Below are 25,893 nucleotides of genomic sequence, written 5' to 3'. Positions count from 1 at the left end.
TTTTATTATTGGTTTTATTCCTTAACTAATTCTTTTACAGCTCGTTTTTCAATCGCATCAAATTCACATACATCCACACACAAACCACATTTAACGCAGTCATTCAATTGAATGCTATGTTTCTCATATGGTTCATATTGTATGGCATCAACAGGACAAGCTTTGGCACATTTGGTACAGCCGATACAAGCATCGTTTACCACATAGTTAATCAAGTCCTTGCACTTGCCTGTTTTGCAAACGCCGTTTACGTGTTCCTCATATTCATGGCGAAAATACTTTAAAGTAGTCAGCACCGGGTTAGGCGCTGTTTTCCCTAATCCACATAAGGACGATATTTTTACATTATTCGCTAATTCCTCCAGGGTATCAATATCTTCCAACTTAGCTTTACCCTGGCAGATATTATCCAGGATATCAAGCATTCGGCGAATGCCAACCCGACAAAATGTGCATTTGCCACATGACTCCTCACAGGTAAAACTTAAGAAGTACCTGGCCACATCCACCATGCAATCACTCTCGCTAAGCACCACTAAGCCACCGGATCCCATCATGGCACCCATCTGATTGAATGAATCAAAATCAACGTGTACATCGCAAAGATGTGCCGGAATGCAGCCCCCAGAAGGACCACCTACCTGAACAGCCTTTAGCTTCTCACCACCTTCTACGCCACCACCTATTTCTTCAACAATCTGATTAAGGCTGATTCCCATCGGCACTTCAATCAGTCCGCCGTTTTTTATCTTTCCGGCTAAGGCAAATACTTTGGTTCCCTTGCTATTCTCTGTTCCAATCTCAGCGTACTTATCTCCCCCATTCCTTATGATGAAAGGAATCTGACTCAGTGTTTCAACATTATTTACAAGAGTGGGCATGGCATTTAAACCTTCAACTGCCGGAAACGGTGGCTTTTGTTTTGGAAAGCCTCTGTCGCCTTCTATCGATGCGATTAAAGCCGTTTCTTCACCACAAACAAAAGCTCCTGCTCCTTCAAAGATGGAAATATCAAATGAATATTCACCTCCAAGAATCCGCTCACCTATTAAATTGCGTTCACGACATAAATCCAAGGCCTTTCTGATACGTTGAACCGCCAGGGGGTATTCAGCTCTTATATAGAACAGACCTTTAGTGGCACCAACAGCATAGGCTTCAATGAGCATACCTTCAATGACACGAAAAGGGTAAGATTCCAATATCATTCTATCCATAAAGGCACCGGGATCACCTTCATCACCGTTGCATATCACATATTTCTCAGATTGATCAGATGAGGCTACAATCTTCATTTTCTCACCGGTAGGAAAACCGCCACCACCGCGCCCCCGAATGCCACTGTCCAGTATATTACTTAATACCTCATCAGCACTATAAGAAGCAATTACTTTTTTAAGCGATTCAAATCCCTTATTGGCAATGTATTCATCTAAATCCAATGGTGCCAGGTAACCATATCCCTCGGTTGAGATATGTTTTTGCTCCGATAAAAAACTATCGATCAGCTCAACGCGTTCATGTTCCGGTTTCCACACCACATTGTCCCAGGTGGTATCAGTATGATAGGTATCGACCCTATTGATGATGCTGTTCTTTATCCGCTTAAGAAGACTACCCGACTTAAAATGATGATGCAAAATTTCTTTTATCTCAGAAGCTTTGACATTAGGATAGCGTTTTACCGAACCATCTTGCAACACTACATCAATTAAAGGTACCTGGTTACAAACCCCTACACAGCCCACTGACTTAATATCAATGCTGATACCCAATTCATCAGATTTCTTCTTCAGTTCCAGGTATATATCTGATGAACCGCTAGCCTGGCAGCATGAGCCCATCCCCAGACGCACTTCTCCGGCAATGGAATAATTACCTGCTTTATTTTCTTTTTCTTTATTTGTTTCCTGCTCATCCAGAAAGGTGGCAATAACCTCATTGACCTTACCCGGCAGCACATGACCATATATCTTTTCGTCAATCTGTACAACCGGAGCTAGTGTGCAGCAACCTAAACAGGCTACTTTTTCAATTGAAAAAAGTTGGTCTTCAGTTGTAATCGAATCGCCCTCAATTTTCAACTCTCTGGTGAAGGCATCGTACACATTATTAGCTCCTTTCACGTGACAGGCAGTCCCCGCACATACCTTTATCAAATGTTGGCCATAAGGAATATGCCTGAACTGTGAGTAGAAAGTGGAAACACTAATCAACTGCGCCCTGTCTATTTCTGTTTTTTCATAAATGCGCTCAATGGCTTCAGATGCGAGGTAACTAAACTCATCCTGAATGGCTTGCAATAAGGGTATTACTACTTCGGGCGATGTTCCAACACGTTCAATAATGCCATCAGTTGTCGCTATTATCTGCTCGTAGCTTAGCTTATCGTTATTTTCACAATTACATCCGCTCATATTAATTAGCCTCTACGCAATAAATACTATTATTCGTCCGCACCACAATTTTACCATCTGTAAAAGCAGGAGTTGCATAGGTCATTTCCCCAGTTTCAAAGGAATCTAACAAAGTAAATTCATCATCGGCTTTGAAAATATGCATCGTACCATCGTTACTGATTAGGTAAATTCTCCCTTCGGCCATTATTGGTGAAGAATAGAACTCAGCATTCGTTTCATGCTCTTTCTTAAGTTCACCAGTTTCGGTATTGAAGGAAGCCACAACGCCATAGCTTGTCGCTATATATAAATTACTTTCAGTGGCTACAGGGCTTGCCACTTCAGGCAAATAGTCTGATGATTCCCACAGAACCTTTCCATCAGTACCATCGATGGCAACCATGGTAGCATATTCACTGGCACCATAGATAATCCCGTTATAAGAGCATGCACTGGCACCAACCTCGCCCATTAAACATTCGACACGCCATAGTTGGTCTCCACTAACAAGGTCATAGGCCGTTATTCCCGGATTTCCCATCAGCACTAATTGAGGCTTATTATTGACCTGAGCTATCATTGGTGAACTCCATGAAATTTTATCTTTTCTTTCCTTCACCCATAGCTCATTACCATTCTCGGTATTTAAAGCATACACCTTATGAGTATTGTTATTGTCGTACTGAATAAAAAGGCTATTACCCTCAATGATTAAGGATGAGGCATATCCATAATGATTGTCGGGCACTCCCAGATTCTTAGCCCATAACTGCTTACCATCCATATCGGTACAAACAAGATCTCCAGTACCAAAAATAGCACACACCTGTTGCCCGTTGGTTGCAACTGATGCGGATGCCAAACCGGTATCATCTGTTGTATCAGGTACCTTGGCAGGTGAACCGGGAATATTTGCCACACTTAATGTCCAAAGGTTTTCTCCGGTATTTAAATCATAACAGAATAGTTCACGTGCTTCTTCGTCACCACCAGTTATAAATACTTTGTGACCATTGATAACTGGTGAGCTTTGTCCTTTGCGTGTAAGCTTTGTCTGCCAGGCAATATTCGTTCCATTGGCTAAATCCCATTTGACAGGTAGATTTTTAGCCTCTGACTTGCCGTTGGAATAATGCCCCCTGAATGCATTACTATTGACTTTGGGCAGAGCTATTTCTTCTTTTACCTCACTTGCAGCAGGAGCTTCCTCACTACTTGCCTCCTCTTTCACCTCTGTGTCATTCTCTACAACCTGTTCCTTAATCACAGGTTCAACTTCTTCTTCTTCGACAGGTTCAGTAGTCTTTGTTTCTACTTCAATCTGTACTGCTTTGGTTTCTATTTCTTCAGTATCTGTTTGAGTTTCATTAGCAGTGGTTTGAGTTTCTCCATTAACTGGTAATGGGGAAGGCTCATGAACATCAACTATTTTCTCTTTTTCAGATATCTCAGCCTTTGCAAGCAATTCCTGCTTGTCTTCAGATGCACTGCTGTCTGTAGGCTGCATCAAAGGAATGCTAAATACAATAAACACTGCAGCCAGAGCAACTAAACTGATACCGGCAAAACCAATATATTTTCTTGCTGAGGACTGAATAGCCCACTCATCAATCGGATCAATTTCCTTATCAGGAATATCTTTGAAACCGGTAAAATACATTCGAATACAAATAAGAAACACGGCCAGCATTCCCAATAAAAGATAGACCCCGTTCTTTAAATGATCCATATTCAAAAAATAAGCTTTACGTGCCATCAAATCCAGTTGTCGAATTTGCTCCTGCAATTCAGGATTATTGGCATTTTGGTCATTTAATTGCTTTAAGGTCTCCACCACTACAGACTGAAGAGGCGATACCTCTTTCACCTGAAAATAGTTGGTGATGAGCATTATCGACAATGTGACGATAAAAATAGCCGAAACGGCTGCTATGTTTCTATATATTGTTTGTTTCATCTGCTTGCAATAGGTTTTCAGGTATTAAAAATGTATTCTTCGGGCAATAGCTAAAGCATTTTCCACATGCGACACAATCATCGTGCTCTATTTCATATACTTTTCTCGAACGTTTCACAGATAGTTTGATTAAGGCAAGACCCAGAACCAATCCAATAAATAATCCTGCAACAAGACTGTAAAACTCAAATTCAGCTTTTACCTGATCTACTTCCTGTTTAAGTTGATGTATTTCTCCTCCCAGACTATAGAATGCTTCCAGTTCAATTGGAATTAAGACTTGCGGATTTGCTTCTTGCTCCATTAACATATTGTAAAGCTTCACATCTTTATGTGCCTCACTAAGTCCAGGACTTGCATAATGCATCACATAGCCCGAAGCTCCAATCATCAAAGGAAGAAATATAAAATACATGATTAGTCGTTTGACTCCCTGTAATCGCTCCTCTTTTGTTTTATTCTCATATGGTGGTTTTATTGCATCAACAGGACAGGCATTGTGACACAATTCGCAATTAATGCAAGCTTGTTTGGTAATTTGTATTTTCCAGATGGAAACTTTTGAAAACAAACTCAATAAAGCACCATAAGGGCATATAAAGCGACAAAATGGGCGACCTGTAAAAACAGAAGCTATAAGTAATACCACACCAAACAGTATTAAACCAAAGTCTCCACCCAAGCGAAATATACCAATGAATGGGTCGTATAAACAGATGATAAAACTGGTGCGCGTTACCGCATATAAGATGGCAAATATCAGATACAGCCAAGGTATGACTTCCAGTACGGCTGTTACAGATTTTGATAACCTGTAGTTGCGGATATTCACTAACTCTTGCAAGGCCCCAAAAGGACAAACACCTGCACAAAAAACACGTCCGAATAAAAAAGCAAAGACGATGGGCAGGATGAAAAACAAAAAGACCGAAAGCGGTATCGCATAAGAAGAATCAACAAATGCTAATGCAACATTTTGAATTGAGCCAATACTACAAACACAACCACTGCGAAAAAACCCAAAGTAAGCCACAGATATAATGGACACCCATATAATGGGCTTACGCGTTTGTTTCTTAATAACTGCCCAGGCTACAAAACTCATTAAGCCTACTAAAAGTATTATGTCGATAACTAGCCAAAGTTGTTCATTGGGTAAAGCGTAATGTGCATCGGGGTATTGATAGCCAGATTCAAAGTCGGGCTTTGGAAACCTGTTAAGGTTTTGTGCACCGGCATTTGCAAATGCTAATATAGATAATAGAAAAGTGCTTAATTGCTTCATTTAATCTTTTAGTTTATAAGCTTGTGCCAGTGGAACCCTCGAAATAGCATCGGAAGGACATACCTTCGCAATCTCACATTCATTGCAATCTGTACACAAATCGCGTTTTATTTGCAGATAGAGTGAGCCATTACCAAAGGCCGTACATCCTTTGACACATTTTGCACAGCCATTGCACAAATCTTCGTCAATGGTATATTCGAAATATGGATCCTCCACATACTTTCGTTGAATAGCGCCTGTTGGGCACATCAGGTTTTCAGCAGCCGTATTCAAGTCCTTTACATTAGATCGGTAATAACCGCCACAAAGGTCGCAATAACCGCATATTTTATTGGCATGAATACATTTCACTGCCGACATTGATAAAACACAATGTGTTTCACATCGTCCGCAATGTGTACATTTTTGTGGGTCTATCTGCCAGTAATGATCAGCTTCACCATCAACAAACTTATTAATCATGAGTCCACTGGTAGCCAGAATTGAACCACCAGCTACTGTCGCACCCAACATCTTAATAAACTTTCGGCGCTCAATCGGACTCTTTATTTTTTTATCTTCTTTCATAGCCATTAAAATGTTACGCCTTTTCGCAAGGGACAGTCAATTTTGCAAGTCTCACACTTTGAGCTAAGCTGCGTAGCCGTACAGTTGTTTGAACTTTTGGACCTGTTTAGCAACAAATAAGCACTTGTTCCTACAATAGCTCCACCTGCAATGAATGAGCCTGCAACTTCCAGAAACTTTTTTCGCGACATTGATTGTATTTTGCTTTTATTCGAATGCATATAGCTATTTATAAGGACTTTATATTATTCTTTATTTGAAATACCTTTATTTCATTCTTCATGGCCACCATCAACTTCATATCAACAACTTTCAATTGATAAGGCAAGTGTCCGCCTCCCAAAAGCTGGTTATTAAGTAATAATTTATTCAGATTGCCACTTAAATTGTAACTGCTAATTCTGGGATTGCCCTTCTCTGAAGTGAAGATATTTCCCTCTTGGTCGAAATCTATGTAGGAAGGGTTACAACATCCTGCAAAATAGCCGATATCACCACCCGGCTTGCCAAATGCCGTAATAAAATCACCATCCAATGTATAGGATTCTATCCGGTGCCTACCAGGATTGCTGCAATAAATTGTATCGTTCTTACTGGTGATATCAAAGAATTGACTGGGTATTATAAAATCTACGGGACTATTTATAAAGCGAACAAAATTACCTTCCCGCGTATACTGACAGATATTTTTATTGCTAACATCTGTAACAAAAACAAAATCCTTTACAATGGTAAGGCCACAATAATCCGACAAATCGCTACAGGCGTCCCACGATAAAAGCAAGTCACCTTCTAAGGAGTATTGTTCTATAGAAGTAGAATATAAAAGGAAGATGCTCTTACGGTTGATTTTAATGTCGCGTACATTGGATTTTGTTTCAAAATCCGATAGTAAATCACCTTGTAGATCATATATTCCTACTTGATTCTCAGATGCCACATAAAAATGTTCATTGAACACATCAAAAGCAATGATACTGTCTTGAGTAGGGATGGTTAACAGATGCTCATAATCACTAGTGAACGAAATTATTGACGGATCTTGTGTTAATACTCTCTCCTCCGTGTTGAAAGATCGAATCACATAGGCTATAAAACCTATCACAATGATGAATATGAAAATATTAACGAATGTCTTTACTGATTTATTCATACGATAAGCAAATTGTCTAAAATTTCATTCTTGTAGTCTCTAAAACGGCTTCTGCTAAATTATCTTCAGGCACTTAACAATATGTGCATCCCTTATTATCAACATTCCATCGGCATAGGCCATAGGTCCCCAGGCATCTCTGCCATCCATGATACGTTGTTTCTTTACGAGTGTCATCCCATCTGATTCAATTTGATAGACGTATAACTCCCCATCATCCTTCAGAGCGAACAAATAGTCGTTAATTACCAAATATGGTCCCAAGCCAAATTTTTCATCGGCAGCAGATGTCCATAAGGGTGTGTGCAAATCCGATGGGGAATAACTAACCAGCTTACCTCTTAAGCGGCCGCCATCTTTAGGCATAACACTGATCAGTTTACCCTGATGAAAGATTGGCGTTTGCTGTTCACTTGATATCCCTGCATTCGGTTTGTATTTATCCAGAACTTCAGTACTCCACTTATTGCCTGAATTATTTAGCTCAATTAAAACACCTCCCGAACCGTATCCGGCCGTCATATAGAATTGATTATCTGAAATCTGAACAGGAGAAGGTGCGACAACTGAGGGTTGCCATTCATTCATATGCCAAAGAAGACTTCCTGTATCTTCCGGCCCTGCTGACACCCCACATATACCCCCGATTCCAACATACACATAGGTTTCATGATTATCAAATGACATTGGAACCACAGAAGAGTGTGACATCTTATAAGCCGGTGAATTTGGTGTTGTCCAAAGTATTTCACCAGTCAAACAATCCAGTCCGGTCATTAAAACTTCTTTTCCGGCGGGCGCCAGAATCAGCACGCCATCATCAACCAAAGGGCACTGACCGGTATACCAAAACGGTACTTCAGTCGTGTATTCTTTTTGCATATCCAATGACCATAGCATATCGCCTGATGATGGATCACAACACATCACATGTCCTTCAGGGCCAATGGTAATAATATAGTTATTGGCAATGAATGGTGTTGTACGCGAGAATCCATGGTTACGTTTAATAGGTACACGATACCAGCGTCGCCAAAGCTCCTTGCCAGTCTCCAATGAGAAACAACGCAAAGCATCAGAGCTTAATTTTTCATCGTAATCGAGGAAATAAACCTTACCATTAAATATCACCGGAGAAGCATGTCCTTCACCAGTTTCAACACTCCATATCTCTGGATATAAACCGGAAGGTATTTGAATATCATCCTCGGTATGAATGATATTGTTATGAAGAGGACCTCTAAATTTCGTCCAATTACCTGATAAGGCAGACGTTTCATTATCGTACCTCATAAAATATTCACCGATTACAACATCATTTGCAGCACGGGTTTTACCAGCCGGACGATTATCAGCTCCTGGTGCCTGTATTGCGAAATCCATATTGGCAGGCATTAATTGCCAAGCTGCAATCAGGCCTGTATATACCAAGACAGTTACGATGGTAATCGTTTGTATAATCCTTTGTTTATTCACCTTGAATTATCTTCTCTTCGGAAAACCACAATTTAAAATACGGCTCGCCCTATCGTTGGAATATTGTGAAGCAAACCGAATACAATTGCGAGCATCAGCCATACAATTGTATTCGATAATTTTACCTCAACTATTGAATTACTTGATATTATAAGCCATTAAGGTATCACCATGTCTGACAAACAATACGCCATTGTAGATAACAGGGTGTGCCCAATGCTGAGCTGTTCCCATTGTAACAGAAAAACGACTAACAATATCTAGTTTATCAGGATTTACCTTAGCTAATATAACTTCTCCGCGGTCGGTATACATGTATAGCATTCCATCATTGGAGATAATATTGCCCATCGCTAAACCTTTTTCCTGGTATTTAATCTCACCGGTTTTCCAATCTACACAAAACCAATAGCGATTTTTATCACCTGAACCATAGGCATAATCACCAATCTTAACCATCGAACCCATACGGTTATCCAATAATTCAGAGAACCATACTTCTTCAACCAACTTGCCTCCACCAGACAACTTAAGCATGGCCGATCCTTTGCCATATCCACTTGTGCAAAGTATCATACCATCACTGTACACCGGTGTATTAGCATGTACAGACCAGCGATTTTTCTGCTCTACCGACCATAGTTTAACACCCGACTTCGCATCAACACCAATAATATGGTTGGCTGTCATGGTCACAATTATGTTGTGTTCTTCAATGTATAATGGCGAACAATAAGCAGACAAGTCGCCTTCACCAGCCGCGCTCCAAACAAGCTTTCCTGTTTTCTTGTTTAAGGCAATTAAATTGTGTTTTTCACCACCAGGAGTGGCAATCACCAAATCTTTAACAATTAAAGGCGCTTCATTAATTCCCCATGTAATATTCTTACCATCGTATTCCTTAAACAGGTCCTTTTTCCAGACCAGCTCAAGTGATTTTTGATTTAAACAATACAAAGTTCCAATTCCGCTTATAATGTAAATTTTACCACTATCAATGGTAACTGTGCCTCGCGGTCCTTCATAATTTTTAGACCATTCGCCACCATATTTAACTTTATCCAATAATTTTCCTGACATATCAAGCACATACAAGTAACCGATGCTATCTGTCATTCCTGTCAGGTATATTTTATCATCATCGATTGCAACGGATGAATGTCCATCACCCAATCCATCATAATGCCATGATAATTCTGGCCCTTCAGCCGGCCATTGTTTCAATAAGCCTTCTTCGTTGTAAATACCTGTTCTGTCGGTTCCGCGCCATTGAATGTTATCCTGAGCATTCATAAAAGCTGCAACCATCAACAAACATAAGATTAGTACATTTTTCATTTTATCTGGGTTTTAGTAACTGTTCAAAATTTATACTTCAACATTTTGGAGTATTAATAATCATTTGTTCATTTATACTAATGCTCCTGAGACTATTTTAAACGGTTACCTAGTTATTAATCATTTTCTTATTTCCAATGTTACAAAATACGGTTTTAACTATTCTAATTTCCGTTGGTAATCTTCTTTTTATATTGAGATAAAGCCGTTAATACAAAAGTGATATTGTACATCTCTTCAGAGTACCAAAGTCGTGAGAAATAAAGTCCTATTGGCTCAGGCTTTAACAACTCATTTTGTTTAATCTTTATAAATATATAATCAAATGCCTTATTAAGTATTGTGTGTTCAATGTTTCCAATACCAGATAACGCACTTAGTACTCTTGCTGTAAAAGTCAATTTTGAAGGAAGACCAATAGCTCCTCCCCATCCACCATCTTCATTTTGAGTACTTATGAGATATGCTACACCTTTTGCAAGCATGTTTTTAGCTATGGGGTGCTCAATATCAGCCAGATACTCTACCGAAATGGCCGTGCCATACACCGGAGCACGTTCATCTTCTGCATCTTGATCTCCAAACCAAAGCGGATACCAACATCCATTATCAGCTTGTTCTATTTGCATCCATTTCAACATTCGAAGCATCCTATCATTACACTTCTTTCGCAGTTCATCAGACAGCTTGTCACGCCATAACTGAAGGGCAAATAATGTATGAGCAGTAATATCAGGACTACTCCTATCAAAAGGTAACTTACCCCAGCCCTTGCAAAACGTCGGTATTCCCCCGTTAGAGTTTTGTAAATGTAATAACCATTCAATACCCTTGATTACTTCGCTGCTCACTACTCCCTTATCTAATTTATGCAAGGCAACTAAAGCGCCTGCTGTATCATCGGCATCAGGTACAGAGCCAGGCAGATTCGTCCACCCCCAGCCACCTTCCCTGGCACCGGTAAAAGGATGCTGAAAGTTAAAAGCATTTGATTTAATCAAATTAGAGATATGTTCTCCATCTTCTAAATTACCATCTAAGGCTTTAACACTAAGCGATGTTACCCAAGACGCCAGGTTGGTGTCGATAGGCCATGAGCCATCCTCACGAACAGTATCGCTGAGAAAGCTGACAGCATTTTTAACAGAAACGTGGTTACTATAGCCTGCGCCACACATACACATGGTCACAAAACCTGTTAGAGGGGCGGCTTCAAGAAAGCCACCATTAGAAGGTTGCAACTTTTGAAGAACTTTAAGTGAGGCAGGGATAAATATTTCCCTCAACTTGTTCCTGCCACCTTTTTTATATCTTAAAATACCGACAGCAATTAATGCGGGTATAGCATAACTGACAACAGGCAATTTAAAGAACCTGAATAGTTTTTGCGGAAAAACAGATACTTCAAAGGGTAATTGGGGGATGTTTTTCCATGAGGTAATTAGCCCCGAAAGTGCACACATAACCAATATTGGAGCAGAAAAAGTTAAATCCTTTCCATAGTATTTTAGTACACCTGTAATTATATGCTGGTCCCTTATTCCATTAAATCTTTGCTTAAGATAGTCTTTTGTTTCTTCAGGTGCCTGACCAATAGCATTTAAAGCCGCATAACTAAGTAATGTTGCCGTCATATTGGATGGACTCTCAATAGTGTCGCCCCATGTACCATCCGACAGCATCGTACCCTTAAGCCACTCACCAGCTTTTTCAATAATCGCTTGATGAGATTTTTTATCAAACATGTAAAATGCAAACAGAGCAACAGAGGTAGATATGGCACTCGACGATAACAAGCCTGTCCATATGTCACCATTCTTCGGGCGTCTTTTCATCAACTCCCTGCTAACATACTCTATTGTTTCATTTACTTTATCGTTTTGCATCTGAATTATTTGATTGGGCCGCACCTAAAGCTAACAAACCATAAAAACAATATTCTACGTCACTTTCATCATCTAAAAGCGTTGCAATAAAACAACCTGATTCTGACCAATGCGCTTCAATAAAATCGTGCGCCTCATAATTAGGAGACTGCTGGTAGCATTGTAACACAAATAAAGCGGTAGCTGTGGACAATAAATCAGGAACTGGTGATGAACCTGTTGCCAGAAAGCCTCCCGAAACATGTTGTTGTTTCTTAACAAACTCCAGGCTTTTGTCGAATTGATAATTAGTTATCTGTCCGAGAACAGATAAGGCGGCAGCACTTGCATTTGTTGTTGCAGCACTACCTCCCTTAACATTCATATACCCTCCTTCGTCAAGTTGATATACCTTAAGGGCATTACTTACATTCTCGCTATCATTGAGCTTGTTACCCGTATCTTCTAACAATGACAACCAGATATACTGCGTATAAGGTGCATTAATATCGTCATGAGGTACATTCCTGAATGACTCAAGCGTTTTGATAGTCTGTTTTCTATGAGTCTTCAACCAGGTGAGTAAGCTTCCCTTAGACATGAGATAATGCAGTAGCTGACAACGTTTGTAAGACGCATAATGAATTAAATCCAATTCATTTTCATTATATACGGATAAGTATTCAGCCATTTTTTTTGTATTCAATTTAATATTGAGCACAAAACACAACATCCAGCCAAAGGCCGTATAGTACATATCTGATTTCCCCGACTTATCTTTGAAAGATTGATCTTCGAGCAATTGCGATTGAATAAATGCAGATAAGTGATTCAAGGCGTCTTCCCCAAGCTGCCTTTTACCATTATTAAGTGTTTCTAATATTTTTGCTGAAATGGAGTGCATTAGTTTATTTTAGAATCCTTCCGGTAACACGGAACAACAACCTTTTTAATTCTATATTACTAATATCATTCAAAACTAGCAGGGCTTCCCTGTGATATTTATCAACCATAGACTCCACCCGTTTAATAGCAGAGTTGAGCTTTTGTTCGTTATTTCCTGATCGTAAAAACTGTTTTAAATCATCGGTATGTAAAAGCTTTTTAATAAATGACTTGTCTGAATTAGCTTCACAAATAGCAGCCAGTATTACAGATGGTCTGAGGCTAAGAAATTCATCGGTGTCAAAATCAGCAATATCATCTTTTAGCTGGTAGGCAATACCCAAGGCATTAGAATAATTGCTTAATATTTGTAGCGTAGCTTCGTCAGCACCGGAGCACATTGCCCCAATCAACAAAGAGACTTCAAAAGCAGGTACTGTTTTATGTCGAAATATGTCCAACACCTCATCCATATTTAATGATTGAGGGCTATTGCACCATTCAAATTCCAAGCCTTGCCCCTTACACAAAGCAATGTGGGCATCTGATGCAACCCTAACCAGGTTAGACTGCTCGCACATAGCCAATAATCGGTACCCCTCACCCAAATACATATCACCAACATTGATAGCTATTGGTACTCCATATGTTGCATTAACCGTTTCTTTATCGTAGCGAAGGAGATCTCCATCCTGTATATCATCGTGAACCAGTGAAGCCTTGTGAAAACATTCTATGGCAACAGCCGCCTGATGCACTTTTTCAGGTAATTCATTTTTACCAGCCACAGCCATATAAGTAGCGGCTAACAAGTATGGGCGCCAACGTTTTCCATCTCCTCCCATCCAATGCCTGACAATATTTGAGGTCAGGTCAGTATGTGATGAAAGGATACTATTGAGTTGTTCTTTTTCAAACCAGGTTTTGATCTTGGTTTTTAGGAAGTCATAATCCAGAAAGTTAGCGTCTGACTCCGACTTCATTTCCAACATCTGATAGACATATGATTCATCAACAGACGTATTTTTACAACCATCTCCATTGAGCGGAATCGCTAATCCGGGCACAGCATTATTGATTAACAAAGGAAAGGCCTTTTCTAAAGAATCAAGACAGCTCACCCCAATGACGGCATCAACAACGCCGCTTTCAACAAGTCCAACAACAGAGGTGAAGCCTTCAGCAACCAAACTCATCATACCCAATTGTTCGGCGCGTGTTTGCAAGTCAGGTATATTACATTGACTACACATATTACAGAGCAAGCCCAAATCATCAACCTCAGCCTGACAACTTTTGGTATTGCTCAAGCATTTTGGGAGTAAGAGAATCCGTTTATTGAAAGGCACAGAAGCAACGGTATCTTTCCAAACACAATTGTTTATTTCTACCATTAGCCATCCCTTAATTCCACTTTTCAGCTGAAGCTTTTGAATCAATTGACTGGTTAAATCAGATAACAAATCCATTGAAACAGGTGGAACCAACTTGTGCTCACTCACATATTCACGAATGCTTTCCCTTAGTGCTAAGCGTTCTTGTAGCGTTGCAGGTACCTCAAACTTAATTTGAGTAATGTCCATATCGTTTGAATCTTTAACCATAAGCTCCAAATCCAAAAAAGTACTTCTTTTTCATTGCTTTATAAAGCGGGTTCACCTCCGGAACTTCTTTCCCTTTTTGGTCATGACCGGCCACTGGGCTCATATCTTTAAATTCCTGTAAGACTGTTTGACGTGTTGAAGAATCTATCGCCTGATGTTTCTCCACAAAACTGACCAATTGTTGAGGATTTTCGAGCAAAATACACCCTCGGCTGGTTTCGGCCGTCATCGCCCTTAAATCAGCCATGAATTGTGAGTTCTCAAAAACGTCCGTTAAGTTAGAACCATCTTCATTGATAAAATCACGCGCCATTTGCAAAGGCGGACAAAACTCCACAGCTCCTCCAGGAGATATATGATGACTCATGCCTGTAGCAGCCGGACAAAGAGCATTCCCCTCGTCGTCCCAATAAGTATCAATAACCATAAGTGGTGCCGATTTACGTTGCTCCACAATGAACTTCCGTAAATCTAATATTTCATCTTCATCAAGGGCATTGGCAGGATTAGGATTTGCACCAACAGGCCGGTATATGTAATACCAGAGATAGTGAACACCTTCTTTTGCCAATCGCTCAATATATTCTCTATTAACTAAATCATTATAGTTGCCCTTGCAAATACTTGCTGCTGCCCCAAAAAACAGTTTTGCTTTTTTACAAGCCTTAAGCCCTTCAATGGTCTTATGAAACACATCATCTTTCCCCCTACGTTCTTCACTCTCCTGTTCCAAGCCTTCAATACTAATCAGCGGTGTGATGTTACCCAGCTTTTTCATGCGCATGGCTACATCTTCTGTTATTAGCATACCATTGGTAAAAAGTTGGAAATAGCAATCTGCGTGTTTTTCAATAATATCGAATAAACCTTTGTACAATAAAGGCTCACCACCAAGTATCCCAAAGAAATAGGAACCTTTCTTTTTACTCTCAGTGATAATGCCATCGAGTTGTTGTAAGCTTAATGATTTTGTTCCCCTGGCTGTTACCCAGCAACCACTGCAACTTAAATTGCATTTTTCGGTCACTGATATCATTATAAAAGCAGGAAAAAAAGGTTTCCCTTGCGCCTGACGCTTCTCAAATTGTCTGATATTAATAAAGTTTCTCCATGCGAAATTGTACATCAATTTCCATATCAGGCGAGGTGAGCACTCCAATGGTACCCTTAATGCTGTTCTTATATTAGTAATGTATTCCTTGATAGTCATTACTTATCTTTTTTTAGCATTGAAAAACGACTGCGATTTTGTTGCAAACGATACTGTAGGCGTTTTTGATACATCTCCTCCATGTCGTCTTCTGTAAAAACTTCCTCAATCTCTGTACCACCATTTATAGGCGATTTATCATACTTAGGGAAGACAATGGCTTTTCCCGGACACATCCTGGCACAAGCCGGACAATTGTTTTTACAATTATTTGGTTGAGTAACTTTTACCTTTTTATTCTCGACTGTATAAACGCCAAAGAGGCAAAAATCGAAGCACTTGGCACATTCGGTACATTTGCTTTTATCAATAACAGGATACCAGGCATCCTTACTATCGTATACTGGCAGTGCTTCTATCTCTTTCAAAATATCTTCTGGTCGATGTTCAGTTGAATTGTCTGATATATTAAAAGATGCTAATACTTCCTTTGTATCTTTTTTACGTGCCTCGATGATAGTGCCAGGTTTTATCCCCAGCAAATCCATGTGTGATTGCACCACTCGTTGATGACAGGCAATGATGGTACCTTGCGCAAGTTGTTTTACTTCTTCAGGTTCATCAGCAACCAATCGACATAAATCATCGACAATAGCAACATTATGCCCATCGTTTCGCAGTGCAGCAACTATATCAGCAGTATCTGAGGCTACCATAAAAGAGCGTGATCGACATGCACAAATTGTTATATTCTCCATTTTCATTTCTTTGTTAACCAATGAACATTCAACTCTTCTCTACTCGGCAGATGCAAGACCCGAATCGATTTTTACCTTATAAACCATCAAAACTTCTCCATGACGGATATACATTTTACCATCGCGTATAACAGGATGCGACCAATGAGGACCGGTTCCTTTGTCTACTTTAAATTCACTGATAACATCCAGTTTTTCAGCACTTGGTTTTACTAATCCAATGTTGCCAGCCTTCTCTTCATAGAAATACAACATGTTATCAGCCGAAATAATCGAACCTTTATTGTGCCACTCTTCTATCCATTGAGTCTCACCTGAATTCCAATCCACACATACCCAGTCGCCATTGGCATTATTTTCATAATTGGAACTGAACAGATGGTCTCCTAAAAGCACCACTCCGCCATGATGCGGATCAATATCTTTGTTATTCCATACCACTTCAGTCTGTGAAGCATCTTCGTTCAACTTTAACATCACTGAGGTGTGGTTGTAACCACTGCAAACAAAGATTTGTCCATTACGATAGATAGGTGTGTTGGCATGGTTCTTTCTCATTCGTTTGCCGGTATTTTCATTCATACCTGCGTAATTGACCTTCCATAGCAGCTGGCCTTTTTCAGCATCCACACCGATAATGTGATTTTCAGTAAGCGTTACAATTAATTCCCGGCCACCGTGCTTCACCAATACAGGATTCACATAATGCGTTGCCTCATTCACCGGTTCAGCTTTCCATATCAGCTTACCAGATTTCAGGTCATAAGCTACCAAAGAAGCCACATCGCCTCCCGGACTCACAACAACTTTATCATCGACAATTAATGGCGATTCAGAAACTCCAAAACGAGGGAATACGCCTTCAAATCTTTCATAATGATTATCAGACCAAAGTATTTTCCCCTTTTTATTGACACAAACAATCTCACCACTTCCACTCACGAGATATATTTTTCCATTGTAATAAGTTGGCGTGCTGCGTGCATCGGTATATGAACGGAACCATGATTTTCCAAAAGGTGTTTCCCAGAGTTTTTCTCCTTCAAGATTTAAGGCCGTTATGACATCAATGGTATCTTTTCTTCCGGTAATATAGATAGCGTCATCGGTAACAGTTGCCGATGAGTATCCCATGCCTAAGCCTTCGGAAAACCATAATAATTCAGGTCCACTCTCTGCCCATTGTTTTAACAATCCTGTTTCATTGTATACGCCCGTGCGCTCTGCTCCACGCCAATCATGAAGTTGAGCTACAACAATACCATTAACAACGACGATAAGGAAAAATGAGAATAGTGATCTTTTTAGATTGTTCATAAATCTGTCTTTTGGGGGTTATTATTCTATGTGCATTTGATATACTAACTAACACACATGAGCTAATGCTCGTAAAAATAACATAGAAAATTTAATATGCACCAGAGGATGCTCCTTTTAACAAAAATTTCACAAGTTTGAGTAGCCGAAATTAAAGAGACCTTTTTTTGTAACACGGTATTTTATGGAATTTCCATTTACGAGCGTAAAAATCATCGGTTTCGAAGAATTAGCTAGAACTTTTCTATTCAAGCAGAAATAGAATCGATAGTTTTTCTTCCTTCACTTTAGTATAGCAAACAAATAAATTGCAAGAACAATTAGCTTCCAAGTCGCGATTTCTTTTAAAGCATATCATAATCTGTTTGTTATAAGTCACATATGAAGTGTAAATTGATTTGATGATTAGTTCGGACAAATACCCAACACTCATCACTAATACCATGCAATGCTCTTCGGTTCCTAAGGTATTTTCCAGCCAATATCCATCGCAATACTCATCAGGCTATTTTGAGATTATTCGGAACACACCTATATTTTCTTTGAGTCTTCTTCGTATCACCTTTGGGTCTTCTTCGCACCTCCTTCGGCTTAACTACGCTCTCAGCGAGGTTAATCCGTTACAGGCACGAAGCAGGTACGGTGTTGGCAGCTCAAATACAGCGCACTGATAATGTTATAAATGAAGTCTTCACAGGTAGATTAAGAGTAAATATAAAACACTGTGTCGGCTATCCATTCGAATCATGCAGTTATTTGTACTCATAAAGGTACTTGTCACTACGATATTGCTTTAATGAAGAATCAGAATGGTCAGGTTTCATCCATCTACCAATAGCTTGAATAGCATTTATAATGAATCGATAGAAACTAAACAGTACGTCAAACCACATGTTTAATGTGCAAAACGAAGAGCGTCAACCCTAACCCTAGTAGTCTTTAGTTCTTTTTTCTGCGTTCCTTTTTTTTGTTGTACTGGGGATTTTCTGATGGAAATTGAGCATCAATGCACTCTCGCCAAGCATCCAGTTTTTCTTTTAATTCGATTGTTTTATCAGGATGTGACTTAGACAGATCATAACTTTCACCAATATCATTACTCAAGTTATAAAGCTGTAATTTATTCGTTTCGAAATTATCTATCAGTTTCCAGTCTCCCATACGTATAGCACTGTAGGGCACAGCCCCTTGCTGATGATAATGCGGATAATGCCAATAAATGGCTTCCCGTTTTAATTCACCGCTTCCGTTTAATAAAGGCATCCAGCTACTTCCATCCATTGTTGCGCTTTGCTTTTCCGGAATTGATACTCCTGCTAATTGTGCCAATGTCGGGTAATAATCATTCGATATAACCGGTTCATCAACTTCTTGCTTTTTTGATCCAATATTGGGAGCATAAAGGATGGTAGGAATGCGAACGCCGCCTTCATGCATGCCGCCTTTTCCATGTCGAAATGGGTAATTACTTGTCACACGATTTCGTTTACGTCCGATTAGACCACCATTATCTGATGAAAACAAAATAATGGTATTCTCATACAGACCCTTTTCTTTTAACTTAGCAATCACTTTCCCCACTGCCTCATCGGTATGCTCAACCATTGCTGCATAAATTGGGTTTTGATGATGCTTGGTAGAATCTACCAAGGCTTTGTATTTATCAATCTTATCTTGACATGCTTGTAAAGGAGTATGGACATTATACAGCCAGAAGTTGATAAAGAATGGCGCATCCCCTTGCTCTTCAATTAAAGTACACACCTCATTTGTCAAACGTTCTGTTAGGTATTCATCATTTGGTCCATCTTCAAGGCGAGGGTTGCCATATGGTGAAAAATAGCCCTGATAGCCCTTTTGTTTATTTCGATGTGGTGCGCCTTTTGCCCAGCCAGCAATATTCACATCAAAACCATGGTTTTCAGGCCAATCTTTCTCATTCTCGCCCAGATGCCATTTACCCACATGAGCAGTAAAATATCCTGCGCTTTTAAATGTCTCGGCCATGGTATGCTCTGCACTATCCAGATACATTGTCCAATCGGGAACACTTAATTTAGCCCATGGGTATTTATGTCCCTCAATCCAGTCTGTCAGGTGCTGACGCGCCGGATATTTCCCAGTCATGATTGAGGCTCTGGTTGGAGAACAAACCGTGCATGAACTATAAGAATTAGTAAAGCGTATCCCTTCATTTGCCAAGTGATCAATATGAGGCGTTTGATAAAAATCACTGCCGTAACACCCTAAGTCGGTTACACCCAGGTCATCAACCAGAATCACAATAACATTGAGTTTTCTCTCATTATTTTTACACCCATTCAGTGTGCCCAATAATGATAATGCAAGAAATAGGCAGAAGCTAAATTGTTGGCATTTCATCAGTTACTCTTTTAACTATTTATTCATTATTTAAATCCAACCTTAAACGATAATTCTTATCGTCGATCGTGGTAAAATACTTAAGCATTGGCATTGGTCCACAACTGCCATTACCGACTGCTCCGTGTTCAAAATCAATATTTAAAATATTAAATGGATTACTTTTTAGCTGATATGGATGCGTCGCATCGTTTAACTGTTGTGTAGTATACTTGCGTAATGAAAAGTTAAGAGCTTTACTGGCGTATAATGTCAAGGCGTTACGCTCGTTATTATAAACTTTAAACCATCTAACTTCTGATTTATTTCCATTTTCTTGTGGACTGGCATAATTAATGAAGTGCTCATCAATATTGGCTTTATATATTCCCAACTGCATCCCTGTATTTCTGTCCTTATACGAGCTTCCCGGACCTTTACCGTACCATTCACTATTTGAAATAGCGGAATTCAACATGACTTCATACCCCACACGAGGTATCGTAAAAGGAAGTTTTTCACCAATATAATTCACCTTCAAGTCCATATCAATGATACCATTCGAATATATCGTTATCTTCTCTTCTGTATCAAATCCTTTTTCATTCGATGGTGATTGATGATTTTTACGTACGGCAATAAGTACGTTGTCTTTCTCTTTAAGAACCTCAAGTTCAACCACCTTCGTTAGCAGATTATGAAAATCAATGGCATCCCATTGCGAACGCATTTTTTTGATTTTATCATTATCGATGTAAGCCCTTGCAAAAGAGAGTGAAAAACCTCCATCAACAAGCACTTCATCATTCTTGATTAACTGTATAATTTCGCCACGTTCTTTATCGAAAACCAGTTTACCTCCTTCAAAGAAAATATTTAATAGGTGACTGTCTCCCTTCTTAAGTTTAACCTTCTGATTTGTATCAGGAACTGACAACTCCATCTTCATTGAACGAATAAGAAATTCTTCCCAGGCAACAAGATGCCCTTCTTTTGCCCATGGAGTAGAGCTTTTGGTGTATGCTCTTACCTGAAGAACATACTCAGCATCATTATCTTCAATCGCTTGCCAGTTGAGAATTTTAAATACATTGCTTTTCAAACCTTCTAAATGCACATCCAGGTGACCATTTTTGAAACGCTGTCCGTTCTTTAATAATTGCCAATCAAATGAAAAAGCTGAAAGATTTGCCTGATGATACTTATTAATGATTTTTACAAGGCCTTTGTCACTGTCTGATAATTGAAAGGCAATGTCTTGATATGCTTTTTTCACTTCCACCGTTTTGGGTGTTGGCGTTAAGTCAGCCATCATAATGCCATTCATACAGAAGTTACCATCATTCGGTGTATCACCAAAATCGCCGCCATACGCCCAGTAGTAATCACTTTCAGGTCGCAGGCAAGCCTCATGCGCTTTTGAAACATCCTTGATTTGATCTCCATAAGCACCATCCACATGTTTTGTAATGCCCTGGTCAGACCAATCCCAAATGCAACCTCCGATTAAATGAGGGTACTGTTCAAACACATCGACATATTCCTGCAGATTACCAACGCTATTCCCCATAGCATGGGCATATTCATTCAGTAAGAAGGGTTTATCCAACTCCATCTCGCCTATATGAATCATGTCCTCAACCGATTGATATCGTCCAAATTTATGCTTTTTACCACCTTTCCAGATACCACCACCGTATGTATCATACGATACTGGCTCTTCACTAGAGTGGTAATGCGTAGGCCGCGTTGTGTCAATTTCCTTAGTGCGCTTCTGCATAGCCACCATATTCACACCATTTCCTGCTTCATTACCGAAGGACCACATGATTACACAAGGATGGTTTTTATCGCGCTGAACCATTGCCTCCATGCGTTCGACATGCGCTTTTTCCCAATTGGGGTGTTTGGCTGGTGAAGCCGCACCGTATCTCATACCGTGTGATTCAACGTTGGCTTCATCAATGACTAATATGCCATATTCATCGCATAACTTATAAAAGTATGGTGAGGCAGGATAATGCGAGGTACGAACGGTATTAATGTTGTTTTGCTTCAACAACTTAACCGTACGTTCCATTCGTGATTTAGGCACATACTTTCCGTAAATAGGATCATGCTCAATCACATTCACACCTTTAATTAAAATCGGATTGCCATTGAGTAAAAGTTCCTTTTTATCTGAGATAGATATCTCACGAAATCCAACTTTAGTTGAAAGTTCATCTAAAACCACTTTGTTTTTTTTCAGTACAATCCTTAAGTCATATAAATTAGGAGTTTCATGCGACCACAAGTCGACATCATTAAGCACTTTCTTGATTTGTACATTCCACTTCTCATCAGAACCAACAACCATAAGGCCTTGATTTGCTTCGATAATCTTCTGGCTCTGTGCATCTTTCAACACATAAGTGATAGCATATTTATCAAGGTCAACATTCTTCGCATTTGCGACTGCTACTTTCAGATTTAGTCCCATTTTCCCATCCATAAGAACAGGTGTAGTCACGAAATAATCGTTCAGGTGAACTTTTGGTTTGCTTATCAGGTACACATCTCTGAAGATTCCAGACATACGCCATCCATCCTGATCCTCTAAATAACTACCATCACACCAGCGAAAAACCTGCATGCGCACGGTATTGTTTCCTTCCTGAAGGTAGGTAGTAATATCGAACTCAGCAGGAGACCAGCTATCCTGACTATATCCAACCTTTTGATCGTTTACCCATAAATAAAAGGCAGAAGATACACTCTCAAAACGTATGGTATAAACCTTGTTTTTATCAAATTTATTCACGGTAATTTCACGCTGATAAATCCCAACAGGATTACCATTATCGCCTTTAATAAATGGCGGATTCGCATCAAAAGGATACACAATATTGGTATAAATAGGTTTTCCATAGCCCTGCATCTGCCAGGCGCCGGGCACCTCTATCTTATTCCATTTATCTGGCATCTCACCCTCAGGCACTTCAGTCACATCAGCATACCAGGTAAAATCCCATTGCCCATTTAATAACTCCACATCATCACTTGCATCATCATAGAACAATGTTGCTCTGGGAGCTAATTTATTTATTTGAGTTACTTGTTCATTCTCCCAATCATTTTGCCCACAAACAGATGTGACAGTAAAACTGAGGACTACTATTAACTGAATTACTTTGTTCATAGCTGATATTAATCTCTATACAAGCCCTAAAGCTAATACTATTATTCGTTATTTTATAGCGACAGAAACCTGTGCCGACTTTAATTTTTCAGAAGTGGCTGTAATCGTTACCTCACCGACTTCTCCAGGCTTGCTTTTAATAATGAGCATGCATAAGCCATTAAATGCTTTTCGGTAATTGGCCTGAAATGATTCTGTACTTGTTGCATCACCATTACCTACCGCCACTATTGAGGCAGGACCAACGATGTCAAAGTTCACTAAGTTATCTGCTAATGGGCAGAAATTACCATCTTTATCTTCAATTTTTACAGTAATAAATGACAAATCACTTCCATCTGCATTGATGGTTTTTCTATCGGCTAGTAACTTAATTTTATGTGGTTTTGACGCTGTTACAATTGTTTTTTGTGCAATTGTCTTTCCATCTTTATAGGCAAGCACTTTCAATTCACCTGGCTCATAATTCACATTCCAATTCAAACGATAAGGCGAATCCCATGTTACTTCAGGCTTTTTCCACCACAAGAAATCCGCAGGAATGGTCGTCTTATCCACGCCCATCACTTTTTTACCAAGTGAGCGACCATTTAAAAACAGTTCTGCTTCGTCACAATTTGTATAGCAATAAACTGGAATATTTTTGCCTTCACTACCAGCCCAATTCCAATGTGGCAGAATGTGTACCATCGGCTCATCGGTCCAGATACTTTGATAATAATAGTATCTGTCTTTTGGGAAACCACACAAATCGACTATTCCAAAATACGAACTACGTGATGGCCAATCACCACCCCATTTACCATGTGTCATGTTATCCTTGCCATTATAAGGAGTTGGTTCGCCCAAATAATCAAAACCAGTCCATACAAATTCACCCAAGGAATGAGGCATCGTTTCTTGTGCATACGTTTCAAAATCGGGTGGGTAAGCCCATGGCGGACTTATTATATCATAACTACTTACTTGTAAAGATTCATGTTTTTCGTAATTTTTGACTGGTAGATGGTACACTCCTCTTGAACTAACAACCGAGGACGTTTCTGAGCCATACACAATAAATTCAGGATTGTACTTTAGCGCATTATTATACTGAGTTGGTTTGTAATTCAATCCTACTAAGTCAACTGCATCTGCCAATCCATTTTTTACACATTGGGGATATTGGCTAAGTCCAACTGTAACAGGTCTTGTTGAATCTTCATCGTGGCAAATATCCACAAGCTTTTGAGCAAATTCACCTCCATACTTCTTCCTCTGCTCCTTTATCTCATTTCCAATACTCCACATAACCACAGATGGATGATTACGATCACGTTTAATCATATCACGTAAGTCGGTTTCGTGCCATTCATCCCAATATTTATTATACCCATTCTCAACCTTTGGTAATTCCCACTCATCAAAAGCCTCAACTTGCACTAAAATTCCCATTTTATCGCATAATTCAAGTTGTTCAGGTGATGGTGGGTTATGCGAGGTACGAATAGCATTAACACCTATCTCTTTCATTATTTCCAACTGGCGTTCTGTTGCTCTGTAATTAACAGCTGTACCCAATGGTCCAAGATCGTGATGCAAACAAACACCATTGAAACGAACTTGATTTCCATTAAGCAGAAATCCTTTATCCTTTGAGTATTGAATGGTCCTAATTCCAAAAGTAGTATGATACTCATCAATATAAGAATTGTCTTTTTTCAGTTTCGATTCGACACGATAAAGATATGGATTATCTAAATCCCACAGCTGAGGATTTTTCACCGTTAATTCCTGATTCACAACAGCTTCTTTTGAATCTGAAAAATTAATCTCACTTTTAGTGTATGCTACTTTATTTCCTAAAGTATCAATAATAAAAGATTCTAAGGCAAAATCTCCTTCACTCAGTTGCGGATTAATGATAGTCGTTTCAACATTAATTACCCCTGTATTTGCTTGCACGTGTTTGGTTGTAACAAATGTTCCCCAATGTTTGATGTGAACCGGATGTTTGTATTCTAACCAAACGTTACGATAAATACCAGCTCCCGGGTACCAGCGTGCCGATAATTCTTCAGGATTAACCCTAACTGCCAGCACATTCTCTTCTCCAAACTGGATGTGAGAAGTTAAATCAACTTCAAATCCCATATAACCAAACGGACGTTGACCAACCCTTTGTCCATTCAAATATACTTCGGCATTATTCATAACACCATCAAACTCAACTGTCACGCAGTTACCTGTCTGCTCGTTATCAACAAAAAAATGTTTCCGATACCAAGCTGTTCCATATACCGGCAAACCTCCCGTTCGCGTATCGTGCTCTTTATCAAAAGGGCCCTCTATTGCCCAATCGTGCGGAACATTTAGCTGTCGCCAGCTATTATCATCAAAATCGGATAGGTACTCCTCTCCCGTTTCGCCTTTGCAAAATAACCATCCTTCATTAAAAGAAGTTCTGACACGTTCTTGTGGTTGAGAGCAACTGCTCAATACTAGAAACAGTCCAATTATAAATACAGTTATTTGATGCATAAAACTTATCTTTTTACAACAATTCTTGTTAGTGAATTCACAGGCAAATAGACCAAAAGGTGAGATTATTTCCT

The 25,893-nt window shown here is 39.5% G+C and carries 16 protein-coding genes; all 16 read right to left on the bottom strand.

All coding sequences use genetic code 11. The features are described 5' to 3' along the window. Positions 1-14: 14 nt before the first annotated feature. Positions 15-2,417, bottom strand: a complete 2,403-nt coding sequence (locus tag JIV24_RS07165) for an NAD(P)H-dependent oxidoreductase subunit E (protein ID WP_200464348.1) — start codon at positions 2,415-2,417, stop codon at positions 15-17. Position 2,418: 1 nt separating this feature from the next. Next, the gene (locus tag JIV24_RS07160) at positions 2,419-4,356 is read right to left on the bottom strand and encodes an outer membrane protein assembly factor BamB family protein (protein ID WP_200464347.1); all 1,938 of its coding nucleotides are present in this window, start codon (positions 4,354-4,356) and stop codon (positions 2,419-2,421) included. Further along, positions 4,337-5,641 (bottom strand): 4Fe-4S binding protein, encoded by a 1,305-nt coding sequence (locus tag JIV24_RS07155; protein ID WP_200464346.1) that lies wholly within the window; start codon positions 5,639-5,641, stop codon positions 4,337-4,339. The genes JIV24_RS07160 and JIV24_RS07155 overlap by 20 nt, the downstream gene beginning before the upstream one ends. Beyond that, positions 5,642-6,211 carry a 4Fe-4S binding protein gene (locus JIV24_RS07150; RefSeq protein ID WP_200464345.1) on the bottom strand — a complete coding sequence of 190 codons (570 nt, stop codon included), beginning with the start codon at positions 6,209-6,211 and terminating at the stop codon, positions 5,642-5,644. A 229-nt stretch (positions 6,212-6,440) separates the two neighbouring features. Further along, entirely contained in the window at positions 6,441-7,364 is a 924-nt protein-coding gene (locus JIV24_RS07145) for an NHL repeat-containing protein (protein WP_200464344.1), read from the bottom strand. Between the two features lie 54 nt (positions 7,365-7,418). Further along, complete coding sequence (locus JIV24_RS07140) at positions 7,419-8,840, bottom strand: outer membrane protein assembly factor BamB family protein (protein ID WP_200464343.1); 1,422 nt, start codon at positions 8,838-8,840, stop codon at positions 7,419-7,421. Between the two features lie 138 nt (positions 8,841-8,978). Continuing rightward, positions 8,979-10,178, bottom strand: a complete 1,200-nt coding sequence (locus JIV24_RS07135) for an outer membrane protein assembly factor BamB family protein (RefSeq protein WP_200464342.1) — start codon at positions 10,176-10,178, stop codon at positions 8,979-8,981. Positions 10,179-10,342: 164 nt separating this feature from the next. Continuing rightward, positions 10,343-12,064, bottom strand: a complete 1,722-nt coding sequence (locus JIV24_RS07130; protein ID WP_200464341.1) for a prenyltransferase/squalene oxidase repeat-containing protein — start codon at positions 12,062-12,064, stop codon at positions 10,343-10,345. Beyond that, entirely contained in the window at positions 12,051-12,947 is an 897-nt protein-coding gene (locus JIV24_RS07125) for a prenyltransferase/squalene oxidase repeat-containing protein (RefSeq protein ID WP_200464340.1), read from the bottom strand. Before JIV24_RS07125 ends, JIV24_RS07130 begins: the two co-directional genes overlap by 14 nt. A gap of 4 nt (positions 12,948-12,951) precedes the next feature. Continuing rightward, positions 12,952-14,511, bottom strand: a complete 1,560-nt coding sequence (locus JIV24_RS07120) for a polyprenyl synthetase family protein (protein ID WP_234445739.1) — start codon at positions 14,509-14,511, stop codon at positions 12,952-12,954. A gap of 13 nt (positions 14,512-14,524) precedes the next feature. Further along, positions 14,525-15,742 (bottom strand): radical SAM protein, encoded by a 1,218-nt coding sequence (locus tag JIV24_RS07115; protein ID WP_200464338.1) that lies wholly within the window; start codon positions 15,740-15,742, stop codon positions 14,525-14,527. Then, positions 15,742-16,440, bottom strand: a complete 699-nt coding sequence (locus JIV24_RS07110; RefSeq protein WP_200464337.1) for an ATP-binding protein — start codon at positions 16,438-16,440, stop codon at positions 15,742-15,744. Before JIV24_RS07110 ends, JIV24_RS07115 begins: the two co-directional genes overlap by 1 nt. Before the next feature lie 39 nt (positions 16,441-16,479). Further along, positions 16,480-17,757, bottom strand: a complete 1,278-nt coding sequence (locus JIV24_RS07105; RefSeq protein ID WP_200464336.1) for a PQQ-binding-like beta-propeller repeat protein — start codon at positions 17,755-17,757, stop codon at positions 16,480-16,482. Between the two features lie 939 nt (positions 17,758-18,696). After that, positions 18,697-20,139, bottom strand: a complete 1,443-nt coding sequence (locus JIV24_RS07100; RefSeq protein ID WP_200464335.1) for a sulfatase — start codon at positions 20,137-20,139, stop codon at positions 18,697-18,699. Between the two features lie 19 nt (positions 20,140-20,158). Then, positions 20,159-23,299 carry a glycoside hydrolase family 2 TIM barrel-domain containing protein gene (locus tag JIV24_RS07095; protein ID WP_200464334.1) on the bottom strand — a complete coding sequence of 1,047 codons (3,141 nt, stop codon included), beginning with the start codon at positions 23,297-23,299 and terminating at the stop codon, positions 20,159-20,161. A gap of 48 nt (positions 23,300-23,347) precedes the next feature. After that, complete coding sequence (galB, locus tag JIV24_RS07090; RefSeq protein WP_200464333.1) at positions 23,348-25,819, bottom strand: beta-galactosidase GalB; 2,472 nt, start codon at positions 25,817-25,819, stop codon at positions 23,348-23,350. Positions 25,820-25,893 lie beyond the last annotated feature (74 nt).

The sequence above is a fragment of the Carboxylicivirga marina genome (genome assembly GCF_016612505.1).
Taxonomy (GTDB): Bacteria; Bacteroidota; Bacteroidia; order Bacteroidales; family Marinilabiliaceae; genus Carboxylicivirga; species Carboxylicivirga marina.
This window is presented reverse-complemented; position numbering and strand designations above follow the sequence as displayed.